Origin of the sequence: Bradyrhizobium sp. CB82 (genome assembly GCF_029714405.1) — a bacterium.
Taxonomy (GTDB): domain Bacteria; phylum Pseudomonadota; class Alphaproteobacteria; order Rhizobiales; family Xanthobacteraceae; genus Bradyrhizobium.
The window spans coordinates 7,857,765-7,874,238 of record NZ_CP121650.1 but is presented as its reverse complement, the minus strand read 5'-3'; the positions used below and the strand labels follow the sequence as shown (position 1 = coordinate 7,874,238).

At 59.2% G+C, this 16,474-nt stretch carries 16 protein-coding genes and 4 pseudogenes; 10 read left to right on the top strand and 10 right to left on the bottom strand.

Features of this window, described 5'->3' with window-relative positions; translation table 11 throughout:
• The first annotated feature begins 273 nt into the window (after positions 1–273).
• The 5 genes from QA640_RS37880 (at position 274) to QA640_RS37860 (ending at position 5,253) form a co-directional block, all read left to right on the top strand.
• Positions 274–1,371, top strand: a complete 1,098-nt coding sequence (locus QA640_RS37880) for an ABC transporter substrate-binding protein (RefSeq protein ID WP_283037794.1) — start codon at positions 274–276, stop codon at positions 1,369–1,371.
• Between the two features lie 242 nt (positions 1,372–1,613).
• Positions 1,614–2,420, top strand: coding sequence for an ABC transporter permease (locus tag QA640_RS37875; RefSeq protein WP_283043013.1), 807 nt, complete (start codon positions 1,614–1,616; stop codon positions 2,418–2,420).
• Between the two features lie 20 nt (positions 2,421–2,440).
• The gene (locus QA640_RS37870; RefSeq protein ID WP_283037793.1) at positions 2,441–3,253 is read left to right on the top strand and encodes an ABC transporter permease; all 813 of its coding nucleotides are present in this window, start codon (positions 2,441–2,443) and stop codon (positions 3,251–3,253) included.
• Positions 3,254–3,282: 29 nt separating this feature from the next.
• Entirely contained in the window at positions 3,283–4,374 is a 1,092-nt protein-coding gene (locus QA640_RS37865) for an ABC transporter ATP-binding protein (RefSeq protein ID WP_283037792.1), read from the top strand.
• 642 nt (positions 4,375–5,016) lie between these two features.
• Positions 5,017–5,253, top strand: coding sequence for a serine hydrolase (locus QA640_RS37860; RefSeq protein WP_283037791.1), 237 nt, complete (start codon positions 5,017–5,019; stop codon positions 5,251–5,253).
• Positions 5,254–5,268: 15 nt separating this feature from the next.
• Here QA640_RS37860 and QA640_RS37855 read toward each other — a convergent pair.
• Positions 5,269–5,768, bottom strand: a pseudogene (locus QA640_RS37855) (recombinase family protein); the annotation flags it as partial.
• A gap of 530 nt (positions 5,769–6,298) precedes the next feature.
• Between QA640_RS37855 and QA640_RS37850 the strand changes: the two are divergent.
• Positions 6,299–6,592, top strand: coding sequence for a hypothetical protein (locus tag QA640_RS37850; RefSeq protein WP_283037790.1), 294 nt, complete (start codon positions 6,299–6,301; stop codon positions 6,590–6,592).
• A 31-nt stretch (positions 6,593–6,623) separates the two neighbouring features.
• Positions 6,624–7,038: pseudogene (locus tag QA640_RS37845) on the top strand (transposase); the annotation flags it as partial.
• Between the two features lie 319 nt (positions 7,039–7,357).
• Here QA640_RS37845 and QA640_RS37840 read toward each other — a convergent pair.
• From QA640_RS37840 to QA640_RS37820, 5 genes are all read right to left on the bottom strand, one after another.
• Positions 7,358–7,561, bottom strand: a complete 204-nt coding sequence (locus QA640_RS37840; RefSeq protein ID WP_283037789.1) for a hypothetical protein — start codon at positions 7,559–7,561, stop codon at positions 7,358–7,360.
• Between the two features lie 366 nt (positions 7,562–7,927).
• A complete protein-coding gene (gene istB / locus QA640_RS37835; RefSeq protein WP_283037788.1) occupies positions 7,928–8,659 on the bottom strand; it encodes an IS21-like element helper ATPase IstB in 732 nt (243 codons plus the stop codon).
• An 18-nt stretch (positions 8,660–8,677) separates the two neighbouring features.
• Positions 8,678–10,219 (bottom strand): IS21 family transposase, encoded by a 1,542-nt coding sequence (gene istA, locus QA640_RS37830; protein WP_283037787.1) that lies wholly within the window; start codon positions 10,217–10,219, stop codon positions 8,678–8,680.
• A gap of 82 nt (positions 10,220–10,301) precedes the next feature.
• Positions 10,302–10,454, bottom strand: coding sequence for a transposase (locus QA640_RS37825; RefSeq protein WP_283037786.1), 153 nt, complete (start codon positions 10,452–10,454; stop codon positions 10,302–10,304).
• The gene (locus QA640_RS37820; RefSeq protein WP_283037785.1) at positions 10,454–11,086 is read right to left on the bottom strand and encodes a transposase; all 633 of its coding nucleotides are present in this window, start codon (positions 11,084–11,086) and stop codon (positions 10,454–10,456) included. Before QA640_RS37820 ends, QA640_RS37825 begins: the two co-directional genes overlap by 1 nt.
• Before the next feature lie 241 nt (positions 11,087–11,327).
• On the opposite strand from QA640_RS37820, the pseudogene QA640_RS37815 reads away from it, so the two are divergent.
• The 3 genes and pseudogenes from QA640_RS37815 to QA640_RS37805 form a co-directional block, all read left to right on the top strand.
• Positions 11,328–11,570 (top strand): annotated as a pseudogene (locus QA640_RS37815) (IS256 family transposase); the annotation flags it as partial.
• 607 nt (positions 11,571–12,177) lie between these two features.
• Positions 12,178–13,032 carry a transposase DNA-binding-containing protein gene (locus tag QA640_RS37810; RefSeq protein WP_283037784.1) on the top strand — a complete coding sequence of 285 codons (855 nt, stop codon included), beginning with the start codon at positions 12,178–12,180 and terminating at the stop codon, positions 13,030–13,032.
• Positions 12,953–13,543, top strand: coding sequence for a hypothetical protein (locus QA640_RS37805; protein WP_283037783.1), 591 nt, complete (start codon positions 12,953–12,955; stop codon positions 13,541–13,543). The genes QA640_RS37810 and QA640_RS37805 overlap by 80 nt, the downstream gene beginning before the upstream one ends.
• 427 nt (positions 13,544–13,970) lie before the next feature.
• Here QA640_RS37805 and QA640_RS37800 read toward each other — a convergent pair whose 3' ends face one another.
• From QA640_RS37800 to QA640_RS37785, 4 genes and pseudogenes are all read right to left on the bottom strand, one after another.
• A complete protein-coding gene (locus QA640_RS37800) occupies positions 13,971–14,204 on the bottom strand; it encodes a DUF2130 domain-containing protein (protein WP_283043012.1) in 234 nt (77 codons plus the stop codon).
• A 36-nt stretch (positions 14,205–14,240) separates the two neighbouring features.
• Positions 14,241–14,583 (bottom strand): annotated as a pseudogene (locus QA640_RS37795) (transposase); the annotation flags it as partial.
• 192 nt (positions 14,584–14,775) lie between these two features.
• Complete coding sequence (locus QA640_RS37790; protein WP_283037782.1) at positions 14,776–16,188, bottom strand: amidase; 1,413 nt, start codon at positions 16,186–16,188, stop codon at positions 14,776–14,778.
• A complete protein-coding gene (locus QA640_RS37785) occupies positions 16,185–16,388 on the bottom strand; it encodes a hypothetical protein (RefSeq protein ID WP_283037781.1) in 204 nt (67 codons plus the stop codon). Before QA640_RS37785 ends, QA640_RS37790 begins: the two co-directional genes overlap by 4 nt.
• Between the last annotated feature and the right edge of the window lie 86 nt (positions 16,389–16,474).

Sequence of the window (16,474 nt, the reverse complement as noted above, 5' to 3'; positions counted from 1 at the left end):
GCTCCGTTAGCGTAGCCCCCACTTCGGGACCCGATGACGAAGGTTAGGCGTGCTGGTGGTGCCCTATCATAGATGCAATCTTACTCTGGTGAGGCCTGACTCACGGTCGACGCGATTCATATTGCCGCGCTCTCCGGGGGCTCCAACCACGGCCGCTTGCGAATTGACCCTCATTTTTGCCGGATTTCTGCAAGCCTGCGAGTTTTTCGCCGGCTTTAGGCGCTGAAGCTTCGCCATAACGGCATGCGCCAGACGGCCAGGAGGAAACAAGCAATGGATTCAGAGGCACCGAAAACAGCTACCCAATTTTCAGCGCGTTTCACCCGGCGGCGAACGCTTGCCGTTGGCGGCGGCGTGGCACTGGGCGCGGTCCTCGGACCGGTGGCGATGCTTGATCGCGCGAGGGCGGCGAGTAAAACGCTGACGGTCGAAATTGCGTCGGGTACGGTCGGGAGCTGTTATCGTGAGGCGTATCTTCAGCCATTCGAAAGAGAGACAGGGATTGAGGTTCTCACTGTCCCCGAAAACTACAACGACTCAAAATTCAAGCTCGCAGCTAACAGCCACAACTACATTGCTGACGTAATGTATGTCGAGACCTTCCTTCCCTATTCGCCGGACGCCGCAAAATATCTTGAGCCCATTGACTATTCGGTCATCAACAGGGAGGAGTTGATCCCGGAATTGGCTCAGACCTATACGGTTGCAGACGGGACTTACGCAACGACGCTCGGATATAATACTGAGAAAACAGGAGGAAGGATTCCGATTGGGTGGGTGGACTTTTTTGACGTACAGAAGTTTCCAGGCAAGCGCGGGGTTAACAATGATGCGCTACAAATGCCCATTGTGGCTTTGCTTGCCGACGGTGTAGATCCCAAAGATCTCGTCCCGCTCGACTTCGACCGCGCGTTTAAGAAGCTCGACACCATCAGAAAGGAAATGGTCTTTTTTTCTGGAGGGGCCCAGGCTCAAGACCTGCTCTCGTCGGGAGAAACGCCGCTGAGCGTGAGCTATGCCAGCCGCGTTGTAGCGGCGCGTGCCGACGGCAAGCCCGTGGCGCAGGTATGGAATGGTTTCCTTGTAGTCGGAAATACGTGGGCCATACCCAAGGGTAATCCGAATAAGGAAACGGCGATGAAGTATCTAGCTTTCGTCCTGAGCAGAAAGATCAATGCTCGGATAAGCAGCTGCAGCGTGACCAGCCCCTCGAACAAATATTCAAAGATCGAGTCTAAATGGGAGGACGATCTTCCCTTCAGGCATTTGGACAAACCCCACATACTCCTCAACAGCCCACAGATCGCGTCTTGGATAGGTAGTCATCAAGCTGAGATTAACGAGCGATATCAACATTGGAAGGCCGGATAAAACAAAGCAATTCGGATCAAATCCTATAACTCGTACGAAACTCGAACCAAAAAACGAGAGGCTTCGCGTCGGCTGTGGTTTTACAAGCGCTACATTCGCGGTTTGGCTGGATCCATGATCTAGCGACGGCGTCTCGACATTTGGTCCGAAGACGGTTTTTGGTCGGTGGCGGAATGCCGTGGAATTGGATCTCCAGACGGGCGGGGGCGCAAGCGGCGCCCGCCAACCGATGGGGTTGGTTGGTGTTGCCGGCCTTGATATTTCTTGTGGCCTTCTTCTTCTGGCCGTTGGCATTTGTCATCACCCAAAGCTTTGTTGACCCCCATCATGGCTTCGAGAACTACGCTCGCCTTTTCTCTTCCCCGGTCATGGCCGCGTCCTTTCTCGCGACCGTCAAGACGGCCGCCGTAGCTACAATCGGGTCCTTGCTCATAGGCTATCCTTACTCCTATCTCATGTATATCTCGTCACCTAGGCTTGCCGCTGCACTGCAGCTGGCTGTCCTCATCCCATCGTGGGTCAGCTTCATTGTTCGGACATATGCACTGACGGTGCTCCTTCGTGACACGGGAGTTGCAAACAACACCCTGATCAAACTAGGTCTTATCAGCGAGCCAATGCCATTGATCCGCAACGATTTCGCGGTGATGTTTGGCATGCTGGTGGTGCTGCTGCCCTTCATGACCTTTCCAATCTATGCGGTAATGCGCCGAATCGATCGCGACTATTCGCGCGCTGCCGCGATACTTGGCGCGGGTCCTGCTCGCGCATTTGTTCGCGTAATCCTGCCGCTCAGCATGCCTGGCGTTCTTGCGGGATGCGTACTCGTGTTTGTCATCGCGCTAGGGTTTTATATCACGCCTGCGCTACTGGGAAGCGGCCTATATCTGTCTGTCGCCGAGCAAGTCGTAGTGAATGTTCAGAACGTGGAATGGGGTTACGCCAGCGCCATCAGCGTAACGTTGCTCGCTGTGGTGCTCGTCGTGCTCATCGTCGCCAGCGCCGCTGTACCGCTCCGTGGCGTCCTCGGCGGGCAGGTGACCGAATGACCCCAAGAAGCTTCCCTCGGATGCTGCTCGGCGCCTTCGGCATCGTTGTTTGCATTTTCTTGATAGCACCGATGCTGATTATGGTGCCCTTGAGCTTCACGCAGGGCAATCAAATGATATGGCCGCCCGTTGGATTCAGCACCCAATGGTACGAGGCCGTGCTGACGAGTTCCGCGTGGCGGGGGCGCCTTATGAATTCGCTCGAGATCGGCATTGGTTCGGCGGCACTCGCGACTATCCTCGGTCTACTGGCTGCGCTGGCGCTCGTGCGGGGCAGATTTCCCGGGAAACGGGTGATCTCAGCCCTACTTATGGCGCCGCTGATCGTTCCCACCGTCGTGATCGCAATAGGCATGTTCTTTGTGTGGACCTTCGGGTGGCAGATCGGGCCGGTCACGCTCGGCGGCGATCTCGTCGGGAGCGTGCTCGGGCTGATCCTGGCGCACGCCGTACTGAACCTGCCGTATTCAGTTATCATGATAACATCTGCCCTAGTCACAGTGGACCGCAATCTCGAGCGGGCGGCCGCGATCATGGGCGCCGCCCCGATGGCGGTTTTCTGGCGCGTGACTCTTCCGCAGATTCATGTGGGGATTCTATTTGGGTTTGTCTTTGCGTTTCTGGGATCCTGGGACGAGTACATCATCTCATCTTTCCTGGTGAGCGCGAAAGTCACTACCGTTCCCGTTTACCTCTTCGCTGAGGTGAAGTACTCGGTCCAACCTACATCGGCTGCAGTCTCTACGATTCTCCTAGCAATCACTTCGATTATCCTCGGCTTGATGCTTGTCCGAGGGAGGCGACAACTTCTTGGCGAAGGCACGCAGCGATGAACATTCTTATCCCACCGAGGAGCGAGGTGATGGCGGAGCAGCAGCAGCCGGCTTTGCTGATGCAAGGCGTTACCAAGACTTTTACAACTCTTGTCGCTGTTAATGCGCTGGACCTAGAGTTGCAAAGGGGGGAGTTTATGACGCTACTCGGCTCCTCCGGCTCCGGCAAAACGACCACGCTCAATATGGTAGCAGGATTCATTCAGCCGACGGCGGGGCGGGTCCTGATCGATGGACGCGACGCGACCCGCATTCCACCCCACAAACGCGGCATCGGCATGGTATTTCAAAACTACGCCCTATTCCCACATCTTACCGTAGCGCAGAACATTGCCTTCCCCTTAGTCCGCACCCCGAAGGCCGAGCGGGCAGGATTGATCCGTGAGGCGCTGCGCCGCGTGGGACTAGAGGGCCTGGAGGAACGCTTCCCACGGCAGCTGTCAGGTGGCCAACAGCAACGCGTGGCCTTCGCGCGCGCGATCGTTTACCGGCCGCGTCTCTTGCTTATGGATGAGCCGTTCGGCGCGCTGGACAAAAAACTTCGCGAGTCGCTGCAACTGGAAATCCGGCGGCTGCATCAGGAACTCGGTATCACCATATTGCACGTGACCCACGATCAAGAGGAGGCCCTCGTACTGTCTGACAGAATTGCGATATTTAATCGCGGGTGTATTGAACAGCTGGATAGTCCGAAAGGCATCTACGACAAACCCAAGACGGTGTTTGTGGCGGACTTCATCGGCGATGCGAACATCTTTCGCGGGGTATTAAGTCGTGACGAAGAAATTATGGCGGTCAAAGGCGACGGTTGGCAGCTATGTGGTCTAGTTCAGTCGAACGAGGCCCTTGCGCTTGGATCCCGGGGCGCATTGGTGATCCGGCCCGATAGAATCAGCTTGGTTTCTGTAAACTCGCCGACGGCTCCTGCGAGTCAGCGGATTATCGGCCGTGTACGGCAGGTGGTGTACCTCGGCGGTACGCTCAAGTACGAATTAGAATCTCTCAATCAAATCGTTTATGTGCGCCCGAAGGCGGATGTTTCAGCCTTCACACCGAGTCCGGGCGAAGAGGTAGGGGTGGAGTGGCGGACGGAGTACGGGGTCATCGTCGCGGATACTTGACCGATTGGAATGAACGGCAATGGCGGGACAAAGGAAGATGATGCATCGACCACTGCTGCATAGCCCGCGTTCTCCCCATACAATAGCTCATTGGCATCGGCGCCCCCTGTCGTCGAGCGCGGGTTTGCGACGTGCAATAAAGGCTGAGAGGAGAAACGGATGAAAACGATGAACACGAGTTCTGCAGGGCCTCTGGCGCCGATAGGGTCGCCCTCGCGGTGGACTCCCGCTCAGCACATCATTGGCTACCGCTCAATGGAAAAAATCCATCCGATCCGTTGGTGGGCCGCGGAACGCATGTGAATCTCCGGCCCATAGCTGTCCATCATATCTCGCCCCACTGGACCTGGAGGGCCAGGCCATGGACGTGGACCGCTACATGGAAGCGGCGCGCGTGTCGGGCGTCATCGTGCTCAAGTACGGCCAGGTGCTTCTCGAGTGTTACAGCCTCGGTCGTACGGAAGAAGACGGCTAGAAATCCCAATCCGTCACCAAGTCGGTCACCGCGATCCTGGTCGGCGCGGCGATTCAGGATGCCAGCATCAAAAGCATGGATGCGCCGGTCACCGACTACATCACCAAGCTCGAGGACGGCGCCTATGAGGGCGTGACCATCGCCAACTTATTACCATGACCTCGGGCGTGAAGTTCAACGAAGATTACGTTGATCCCAACGGGGATGGCTCCAAGTTGTGGTCGGCGCTGTTCGTTGGCGTCAATCCCACCGTCGCCTACGTGTGCCGCCAGCCCAGGGTCGATCAGCCGGGCACGAAGTTCGTGTATAAGACCGGCGATACCTGCCTGGCCGCGATCTTGCTCTCCAATACGGTCGGTAAGTCGATGTCAGAGTACCTCTCAGAAAAGCTTTGGCAGCCCTAAGATAGAAAAAATTGCCAACTCGCCACGCCGGGCCTTGTTGAGCTGACCACCACGCATGCGCGCTTTGAGGATGTGCAACCCGGCCTCGCTCATGGTGCCTTTGAGACCGAGCAACAGACGATCGTTGAAGCCGGGCGGATCATAGATGCCATTCTCGTCGAGAATGAACGTCGCGAACAATCCGACAGTTCGATGAGGCGATTCCAGTTCGCGGAGTTGCGCGCGAGTCGCGAGACCTCCAGACCAATGACAATGCCGGCCTTGCCGAGCGCCACCTCGCCGACGAGCTGTTCGAAGCCGTCGCGCGCGGCCGAGCTGGCTCCAGACTTGCCCAGATCACGATCGATCACGTGAATGCGCTCGATCGTCCAGCCCGCCGCGATCGTGCGGTCGCCCAGCGCGAATTGGCGTTGCGTACTCTCGCCATGTTCGGCGACCTGCCGCAATGTGGATTGGAGAACATAGAGGTACGCATCACGCTTGAGGTGGTCGGAGGTGACCTTGAGCTCTGGCATGCATGGGCTCCATTGCGAGTGAGATCATGGTGCCCGCGATGAGGCGGGTGACGTCGCTCGCCCACGATGACAGATCTGGCTTCGCGGAGCGGGGAGCGGGTCGCGGCAAGCGACCTCGACATGAGGTTCCTGCCCCTGAGTCCGCATCCAAGCCGCCGAACCTTGGCGGCGACGTATTCCGAGGCCGGGACTCGCGGCAGCCTCGCCTGTCAGCACCGCGGCCCGCAGGTTCTCGTAGATTGTCGTTGCGTCCGCCGGCGCGACAATCAGGCTCGCTTGATTCTTTTTTTGCGCACCAATGCCCGCTCCGCGCCTGTGCACCTCGACGCCGAACCGCGACTTGATGGCGTCGAGACACTGCGGGGTCGTTATCTCTGGCTTTGCGGCATTGAGTTCGATCGCGAAGGCAACGACCTCGGCAGAGACCTTGTGACCATCCTTAGGGCCACGTCTGCTCCGTAGCAGACCGGCGAGCCCTGCCGTCTTCAGGGCGCTCTGAGCTTTGTAGAAGTTCGGTCGGGTAACGCCGAATGCTGTGGCAGCTTCGCTGGTGGCCAGACGTCCATCTGATGGCGGCGCACCATCTCATAGCGCACCTGCTCAAGTTCTTGACATCGAAAAACGGATTGCTGGTGAACAGAACGTCGCGAACCACCGCGGGATTGGCATTGAGGACACCGTCTCGCGCCAGCGTCATTCTTTATGTAAAGGACGCAATTAACTTTACGCACGTGAGGCTCGCAACCGCCGCGCAAGCCGTTCCAGCCGCTATCAAACTTCCTAAAATAATTGAAACGGCGCTATCCATCATCATTCTAGCCTAGGCTATGGCTTCGACATGCTTAGCCTTGCGTCGATGGTGCCCGCGAGAGCGCGGGACTGGCGCGATCTGCTGCTTGATCTGAAGCGGTGCGGGCTCCGATGTGCCTCCTCGGCTCGTCATCGCCGATGGCGCACTCGGCTTCAGAAAGCCGCCGGCGAGGTGTGGCCGAAAACGCGCGAGCAGCGCTGCTGGGTGCACAAGACTGCAAACGTGCTCGCCGAGCTGCCGAAGAGCTAGCAGCCGAAAGCCAAGCGCGCGTTGCAGGAGATTTGGATGGCTGAAACGAAGGGCGCCGCCGAGCTGGCGTTCGACGCCTTCATCGAAATCTACGCGCTGAAATACCAGAAGGCGGCCGACTGCCTGAGCAAGGATCGAGACACGCTGCTCGCATTCTACGACTTCCCGGCCGAGCACTGGAAACACTTGCGGACGACGGATGAGATGGAAAAGCGATTTCTTCATGATCAAGACGATTGCGGAAATCGCTACAAGTCCATTCTTTTGTTCGGCTGCGCGCCGCGGGCCATTCTTCCGTCCCGGCCACCGATCTCGCAGCCGCCGCGCGCAGGGGCGGTCAAGGCTGGCCGCGTTTGCGGCCACCGCGAGGCTCGGCCTTGACCGGCCCGAGCACGGTGGCACGTTGCGCTGGAACGGGCGGGCATTCCCGGCATGCTGGAATTTGCCCGTCAGTCGAGCCTATGATTGTCAAGCGCTGGCGACCTGGTGGCGAAGCGTGACGCGTCGGCTGCAAGCGTCACCGGATTGCCTATTTTGTCTTGCCGAGCTGAGGCGCCCGCGCGCCGGTCTTTTGGGGCCGCCGCGGTTTCCACTGTGACACGAATCGTTCGTAGCTGTGCTCCGCCCGGGCGGCGATCAACATCTCGTGGTCGCGCAGCGCCTTGATGTTGTAGGCATAGGCTGGTCCACGCCGGCTGCCTTTCTGTTGCGGTTGCCCGGCTTGAAGCTGCATCGCGCGGGTCTTGTTGGCGACCAGCGCCGGGCGCCCACAGGTAATCCTCGCCCTTTGTCAACAAATGCCAGCAGAGCACAGTGAGCTTGCGAGCCACGGCCACCGTAGCGATCTGATGGCCACGCCGGGCGCGGATGCGCACGAAAAAAAGCATGCAGTGGACCGGGCGCCTTGGCCGCGGCCCAGGCCGCCTCGACCAGCATGGCGCGCGCGTGACTGCGGCCGAACTTGCTGATATGGCCGTGATGGGCCGCTCCCAGTCCTGACTTGCGGATTTCACGGATCGTGAGCATCGATTTCGCGCGATCGTGAGCACTGAATTCAGACGATCGTGAGCAGCCCGCTCCGGCCGATGGGGAGATAGAGTCAGTGTTCTGGTTGGCCGTCAAGGGCGATGGTTTTGGCGCTGCGTTTTCGCATGCTTTCTCCGGTGAGCTGGAGGCGGTGGGCGTTGTGGACGAGGCGATCGAGAATGGCGTCGTCGACCGTGGGGTCCCCAATGGCTCCATGCCAGGTGTCCACGGGGAGCTGACTTGTGACGATGGTGGATGCGCGGCCATGGCGGTCCTCGACGGTGAGCACCGATAGTCCCCAATCATCCAAAATCAGAAGCTGAGCGCGGCCGAGGCTTTTGAGGAGCCGGGCGTAACGTCCGTCTCCGCGCGCGAGCGCGAGCGCCTCGAACAGCCTTGGAACGCGATGATAGAGGACTGATCGGTTGTCGCGGCAGGCCTTGTGGCCGAGCGCGCAGGCTAACCAACTTTTGCCCAGGCCGGTTGCCCCGGTGACGAGCAAGTTCTCGTGGCGATCGATCCAGTCGCCGGCGACGAGTTTGACGAAAACGGCGCGGTCGATGCCCCGCGGGGTGCGCAGATCGACGTCTTCGACGCAAGCGGTCTGGCGCAGTGCGGCGATCTTGAGCCGGGTGGTGAGCCGCCTGGTGTCGCGTTCGGCGACTTCGCGGTCGACCAACAGGCCGATGCGATCTTCGAACGGCAGGGCTTCGAGATCGGGCGATCGGCGCTGCTCCTCGAAGGCCTTGGCCATTCCGGTCAGGCCAAGCTCGATCAGCCGCTCGTGGGTTGGGTGGTTAAGCATGCGGGGTCTCTCCTTGCTTCAGTGGAAATAGTCGCGTCCGCGGATGTTGCCGTGGCGCAGGGGCTGGTGTTCGAAAGATTCGTCGAAGAACGTGCGATCGAGGCCGTTCTGGAGGATCGATCGGATGGAGGCGACGGAGCGCGCCTTGATGAGGATGCCCCGCCGGCAGGCTGCGTCGACGCGTTCGGCGCCGTAGCTTTTGACGAGCGCCAAAATGCCGAGGCAGGTTCGAAAGCCTTGTTCTGGATGGGGCCGGGCGTCGATCACGGCCTGGAAAAACGCTGCTGTCGAAGGGCCGATCCGCTCGCCGGCGGCGATCACCGCGGCGGGGGTCCATTTGCCGTAGCGGCGATGGGCGCTGGGCATGTGGTCGGCGATGGTGGTGTGTCCGCGTCGGTTCGGGGCGCGGGCATGGCTGGCGATCCGCTTGCCCTTGTGGAAGATCTCGACCGTCCGATCGTCGATACGGGCATCGACCAGCTCGCCGATCAGACGATACGGCGCGGAGTACCAATGGCCGTCGACCTCGACATGATAATCGGGAGCGACGCGGCAGCGCTTCCAGCGTGCGAAGGCATAGGGCTGATCTGGCAGCGGGGTGAGCTTGGGTTTGTCGAGTTCGGCAAACAGTTCGGCGCGGCTTGAGCCAAAGCCACGCATCTGACGAGCATTGAGTTCGTCGACGAGTGTCTTGATGGCGGCGTTGAGCTCGGCCCGGGAAAAGAAGCGCTGATTGCGCAGCCGGGCCAGAATCCAACGCTGGGCGATTTGCACCGCGACCTCGACCTTCGCCTTGTCCTTTGGGCGCCGCGGCCGTGCGGCGAGAATGGCCGTGCCGTAGTGGCTCGCCATCTCGGCATAGGTGCGGTTGAGGCCGGGATCGAAGCGGTCGGGGTTGCTGTCGGCGGCTTTGAGGTTGTCGCAGACCACGAACGTCGGCGTCCCGCTCAAAAACGTGAACAAGTTGACGTGGGCTCGGATCCAGTCGGCCAAGCTCTCGCTGGGGCAGGCCTCGGCGTAGGTGTAGTTCGAAGCGCCCATCGCCGCGACGAACAGCTTCATCGGCTGCACTTCCCCGGTCAGGGGATCGACGATGTCGATGGTGTCGCCGGCAAAATCCACGAACACCTTCTCGCCACCAAGATGGATCTGCCGCATCGAAGGTCGGGCCCGCCCCTTCCAGGCCTCGTAGGTGGTGCAGAACCAGGTGTACCCGAAACCGTCGGGATTGACGGCGCGATACTCCTCCCAGAGCAGGCGACGGGTTACGTTGCGTCGGCGGAGCTCCTTATCGATGTAGCTCCAGTCGGGCACCGGCCGCTGCGGGCTCTGAGACGCTGGTCGTGGGGCCGGGAAAAGCAAAAGCTCCAGGTCTTCATCCGTCATTCCCTCCGGAAGCGGCCAGCTCAACCTAGCAGAGCGGACGCGGCTCAGGTAGCTGTGCACAACGCCGTTGCTGACGCCCACGCTGCGCGCAATGGCCCGCTCTGGCAGGCCTTGAAAATGTTTTAACCGAAGGACTTCCTTGATCCGGCGCATCGACAATCTCTGGGTAGGCATTGGGCTTCCTCGTTAACCACGAGGTCATCCCTAAGCCGGTTGAGTTGTCGGCCGAAGCGCTGCAAGGCTCCGAAAACCTTGCTCACGATCCCGCGAAACGCGCACCTGACTGCCGCACCCGCGGGTTCAGCCCAAAATAGCTCACCAGCTTCTGCGGGCCGTTGAACCGGCTGATGTCGCCGATCGCCGCCACGATGCCGGCGGCGACCGCCAGGTTCACGCCGGTGATGGTCATCAATCTGTTGGCCGCGGGATCATCGATTGCGACCTGTGCGATCTCGCGATCGAGCAGGGCCAGATCTTCTGCCAGCCGATTAAGCTCGCGGACGTGCCGATCGATGGCCGCTCCGCATCGTCCGGCAACTGTTGAGCGGCCAACCATGCCCGGCCGCGGGCGTTGAAAAGATCCGCATGTGGGCACTTCGGGACCAAGTGTGCGTGCAGGATCGAATGCACCTCGTGCTTGAGCCGCGTGCGATGCCGCACGATTTGGTAGCGCCGCGCTACCAGTCTGCGCTTGCGTTCGGTCTCCGCGTCAGGTGTCCAGATCTGCGGGAGGTATCCCGTCGCCTGCAGACTGGCGAGCGTGCCGGCATCGATCTTGTCTGTCTTGACGTGAGCCTGGGCGATTGCCTTCACCAGCAACGGATTGGCGATAATCACTCGCGCCACGAATGGCGCCAGCACTCGTGACACTGCCATGCTGTTGCCGGTCGGTTCGAGCACAACCTCATCGCTGGCCAGCAGGGTCTTGCCAAATCCCTCCAGCGCAGTCCGCGTCATATCAATGCGGCCCGCATGTCGGAGCCTGCCGCTCTCCCAAACTACCAAGGTTCGGTGGACGTCAATGCCAATCACCCGTCGCATTCGCGCCTCCTGTGATACATGACGGAAGCTGCGGGCAACACGACAACTACGGATTCGCGCTCACGGCGCAACCGGGCGAGTCGCAGAGGCGGCCAGCTACTAACTCGAGCTCTCGGCTCATCGAATGCATCGGCCTGCCCGCACTTCGTGCTCCCGGTGCCTCTGTCCCGATGCTCGCACCATACGCCACGATGTCAGAATGTCGCAGCGGAACGTCGGCACCGAGCATCTCATACCAGTTACCAACCCCATCGAAAGCACCTTCGCCATCGTGCGCCACCGCACCATCTGATCGAAGGGTTCTCTGTCGAACGGGACCGCGATCGCCATGGTCTTCAAATTGGTCGAGGGCGCACAGAAAAGCTGGCGCCGTCTCGATGGCCGCAACCAGTTGCCAAAAATCGTTCTTGGTGTGACATTCAACGACGGGTTCGAGGTCATCGCCAAGCCGACCGACCGTCAGCCCATAATCGCCGCCGTCTGACCGGCCCCGCCGTTTGATAATGTTATCTTTGGACACGGCATATCGCTCCTTCGGTGGAGAAGTGGAGGCGTCAAGCACCCCCACGATATGCCGCCTTTCCGATTCCCTCCGTCACCAACTTTCGGGGATAGCTCTGCAATCTGCGTTGTTCGGCAATGATTCCCGCTGTACGCTTCTCGCGCAAGTCATGAAAGTTCGAGGCATTTAGAGTTTCCATTGGACTTAGATACGAGAAATAAAAGCTTCAATTTCTCTAGTGAGTTCTCCACTGGCTGCATTGTCAGCGCATAATCTCTCAATAAATTTCTGAGAGAGATACCGAACCTCGTTCTTATCGGATGCCGGGCCTTTTGCCGAGACATTGATCGTTGCCTCGCGCCCATCTCCCCACATGAGCCCGATTGACAACCTCTGACGAAGTTGTCAGCGAGGATACTCCCTGGAGTATGAATGTGAGGGGCCCATCTTCTCCATATCGTAAGCATTCGGGAGCTTTCAATTACCCATAACTTTGACCACTCGGGCTGATCCGCTGATCGGCGAAATCTTGAATCGAAAGAATCACTTGTGATTCCTTTCTGAGCACCTGATTCGCAAGGGGTGCTCTATGGGGCTGACATTAACGGATCGATCGGCAAAAGGCTGTTTGCGGTCCTTGGAAGGTGAATGTTGGATTGATCGAGAGAGTAGTGGATGCAAGTTTAGGGACGCGCGGCTCGGCGACAGATTCCGCAAACTGCTCACGCAGATTGGAAGCGCCAGGGGACAAAGCATTCCGCTCGTCTGCCAGGATTGGGCGAATACCAAGGCAGCCTACCGCTTCTTCTCTAATGACCGGGTCAACGAAGCGGACATTCTGGCCGGCCATTTCCAATCGACACGTGATCGTGCCGCCGCCACTGAAGGTCTCGTTCTTGTGCTGCATGATACAACCGAGTTCAGCTATCAACGCGGGAAGTCAGAAGCGATCGGCATCACCAAGAGCATAAACAGTGGACGGGACAAGGCGGGTCGCCTCAGATCGCACACGGTTTGCGGCATCCTGATGCATTCGAGCCTCGCGGTTACAATCGAGGGCGTGCCGCTGGGGTTGGCGGCCGTTAAGTTCTGGACCCGGAAGAAATTCAAGGGGACGGCGGCGCTTAAAAAGAAGATCAATCCGACCCGGATTCCCATCGAGAAAAAGGAAAGCGTCCGGTGGTTGGAAAATCTCAAGCAGTCTACGCAACTCTTGGATCATCCGGGACGATGCATCCATATTGGTGATCGCGAGAGTGACATCTACGAGCTCTTCTGCAGCACAGGAGATCGGAACCCATTTCCTGATCAGGACCTGCGTCGACCGCTTGGCTGGAGACGGGGATCACACGATCGCCGACGAAATGGACGAGGTCGCCGTCAAAGGGCTCCATCGCATCGAAGTCAGAGACAGCAACGGCGATCCCGACCAGGCCGTTCTTGAGATCAGGTATCGCAAGATTCGCGTCCTGCCGCCGATCGGAAAGCAGAAGCGCTATCCCGCTCTGACCCTGACGGTGATCCATGCCGAAGAGCGCGGGACGCCGAAAAACAGAAAGAAGATCGATTGGAGGCTGATCACCGACCTGCCTGTTGGTTCCCGCACGTCGAAGCTCAGGACCGCCCAGCGTCTGACCAATCTGATCTCGCTCTTTTGCATCCTGAGTTGGCGGGTCTTCCGGATGACGATGCTCAACCGTTCCGCCCCAGACGCGCCACCAACCCTCGCGTTGACTGCGACTGAACTCGGCGTGCTCGATCGCCTCGTCAACGACAAATCAAAAGCAAGACAGAAAACGCTTTCGCACTATCTGATCAAGATCGCCCGGCTCGGCGGTTATCTCGCCCGCGCCAGCGATCCGCCGCCCGGCAATACCGTCATGTGGCGCGGGCGGTCACGCCTCACCGACATCGCGCTGGGCGCCATGGTCGGAGGAGAATTTGTGGGTAATTGAAAGCCTCACCGGAGGGTTACTCCAGATCGAGCCGATTTCGAAAATCAAATTGTGCTTCAATGTCGCGGGGCACCAACTTCAGACGCCGCATTGGATGTCATCTTGCTTAAGTGCCCAAAATAAGTTGGCAAGCGAAGTTACAGCTGCAAATAGAAGTAATTCGTTACAAGAGTGCGAAAGATGGCTGCGCGTCTGGCGGCCTCGACATGCTTCTAAGCGCTGACTTCAGCTGGCCGACCGATCCGCCTCGCTCGAATCTTCTAGCGAGGGAAAATCGAGACTTGAAATCTCGGGCATTGCTTACCAGCGATTGCCTGTAGTCTCCCACCATACCAACTGTAGAGTCGACGACTGCGACGATTTGAGCTTCGCCTTTGCCCGTTGCCGATTTATGAATTTTCGCACTTTGTCGAGGTCCTCGCGCATATCATTGAATTTCTCGACAACAGCTTCCACCCTCCCGAAACTTCATGCCGGTTAGATATTGGTAGATCTGGTCCATCTTGGTTTGTTGTCCCTGCTGCGCCAGGCGAGATCCACTGGCCTCGATGAGGGTCTGACGGAGCGCCACAGCAACAGTGAGAGCATAGCGCGGGTGGCCAACCAATACGCCGTCGAGAAGATCGAAATGCTTGAGGTGCTTCGGTAGGGTCTGCGAGATGATAAGGACAATATCGGCCCCACAACGCCGCCGATCATCGCGCAGCTTTCGCTTCTGCGGGAGGCGCATCCAGTGCTTGATCTTGGCGAAGGCCTGCTCGATGGGGGTTGAGGTCGGGTGAGTAGGGCGGCGGGAACCAAAGCCTGGCTCCGGCCGCGCGGATCATCTGCGCGATAGCGGCTCCGAGATTGTCCATGACGACGATGTCACGGGCACGAGGACGGGGACGAGTTGCTGCTCGACGTAAGCCCGGAAGCATTGGCCGTTGATCCGAAAACGCAAGGCGCCGTGAGCTGGTTGCAGCGCAAGGCACCGAGAAGGTCAGCGTGCGCCAGCGGCCATGCGGAGCAAAGCGGCGTGGGTGTTGGCCGCATGGTCCCAGCTGCGGCGCGATCTTGATCTTGATGGATGGAGCCCGCAAGACCAATTACCGGCATCGTCCGGCAGCAGTGAAGTCGCTGTTAACCGAAGCCTCCGCTCGGCCTCGGCGAGTTCTGCTTTTGCTTCGACGGTCCCCGCATAGTCACGCGCCGCTTCTTCCCGACATGTGACCAAGATCCCTCTTCATAACCTAAGCCAGCAATGGCGGGCGACACTTATGCCAGTCGGTTTCCTGTTGATAGGCGTCAGCTAACTTGAGAATGTCTACCTCTGCGAATGGGCGGCCGGTAAAGGAGAGGCCGATCGGCAGCCCGTTTGGATCGAAGCCGCAATTCACGCTAATTGTCGGAAGGCCTAAGTAATTGAAGACGATGGTGTTGGCCGAAAGCGCCCTCGATTTGGCTTCGGCGTCGACTGCCTGCCCCTCCACGTCAGTCTCCGCCAAAGTCGGGACGCAGGAAGGGATGGTAGGCGTCGCAAGCATGTCGACGCGGCCGAACACCTCTTTTGCAAACTCCTTCAGGAGCGGTCCGCGCCGGGACAAGGCCTCCAAATAGTAGGTTGCAGGAATAGCATAGCCCCCATAAAGCCATGAGACATCCTGAGTGTAATCCTGCGGGCGCTTGCGCATCCATTCGGCATGGCTGGTGGCCGATTCGACTCGGCACAGGATCAAGGCATAGGCCAATATGTCGTCGATCAAGGGCACTGGGATGCGCTCGACCTTGACGCCAAGCTTGGCCAGCATCCGGACTGCCTCGTCAAATGCGAGGCCCACCGGCTGATCCGCGTCGTCCAGGAAATACGTCGTCGGGACACCGATCTTGAGGCCGTCGAGCTTGCCGTTAAGTGCCTCCTCATAGTGGGGCACATCCTCAGTCGCGCTGGTTGGGTCCAATGGATCATGCCCTGCGATCACCGACAGAATGCGAGCGCAATCTCGGGCGGTGCGCGCAAGGGGCCCCACATTATCGAGCGAGAAGGAGAGCGGCATCACGCCGGCGCGGCTGACCCGCGTCTGGGTCGGCTTGATGCCCGTGATGCCGCAGGCGGCGGCCGGAAGCCGGATTGAACCACCGGTGTCGGATCCAAGAGCCGCATAAGTCATGCACGCAGCCACCGCCGCACCTGAGCCCGAGGAAGAACCGCCTGCGACATAGGGCAGATTCCAAGGGTTGTGACAGTTCCCGAATTCCTTATTGTGTCCGGTTCCATTCCAAGCGAATTCAGCCATGTTGAGCCCACCGAAGCTGTAGGCACCCGCCGCATCCATACGGGCAAGCACAGTCGCCGTCACCTCGGGCACAAAGTTTTTACGGATGCGCGAGCCGCAGGTGCAAGGCTTACCCTTTCGATAAAACATGTCTTTGTGCGCCATAGGGATCCCATGCAGGAGGCCGAGCTTGCCACCTTTCTTTGTTGCCTGGTCGGCCCTGAGCGCAGACTGGCGAGCATCTTCGTAGTCAAGCCAGATAACGGCATTGAGTTCTTTCCGCGCGCGGATGTGAGCGAAGCAAGCGTCAAGGAGTTCGAGCGAAGAGACATTGCCCGCACGGATGGCGTCTGCGGCCTCGGTCAAGGTAAGTTCGGCCAGGTTGCTCATTGCGCCTTCCCTTTCGCCTCGATGAGCGCTGCGTTGAAGCTTGCTGGCTCGTCCTCGAAACGAAGAGTCCCACGCATGCTCTCGACCTTGCGGATCGTCTCAGCCAGCGGGGCGACCCCACGCCTTGCATGTGCGTTCGGCGCTGAGATGGCGTGCCAGGTAGCGATCCACCATTCGACGCAATCAGGAAACTCGTTCATCCCTTCCCTCCTAACATGGCTTAGATCGCCTTGCTTGCCCGATTCGTCCTGCTCGGTTCTGTACCCATGACCGGCCATTCTTTTGC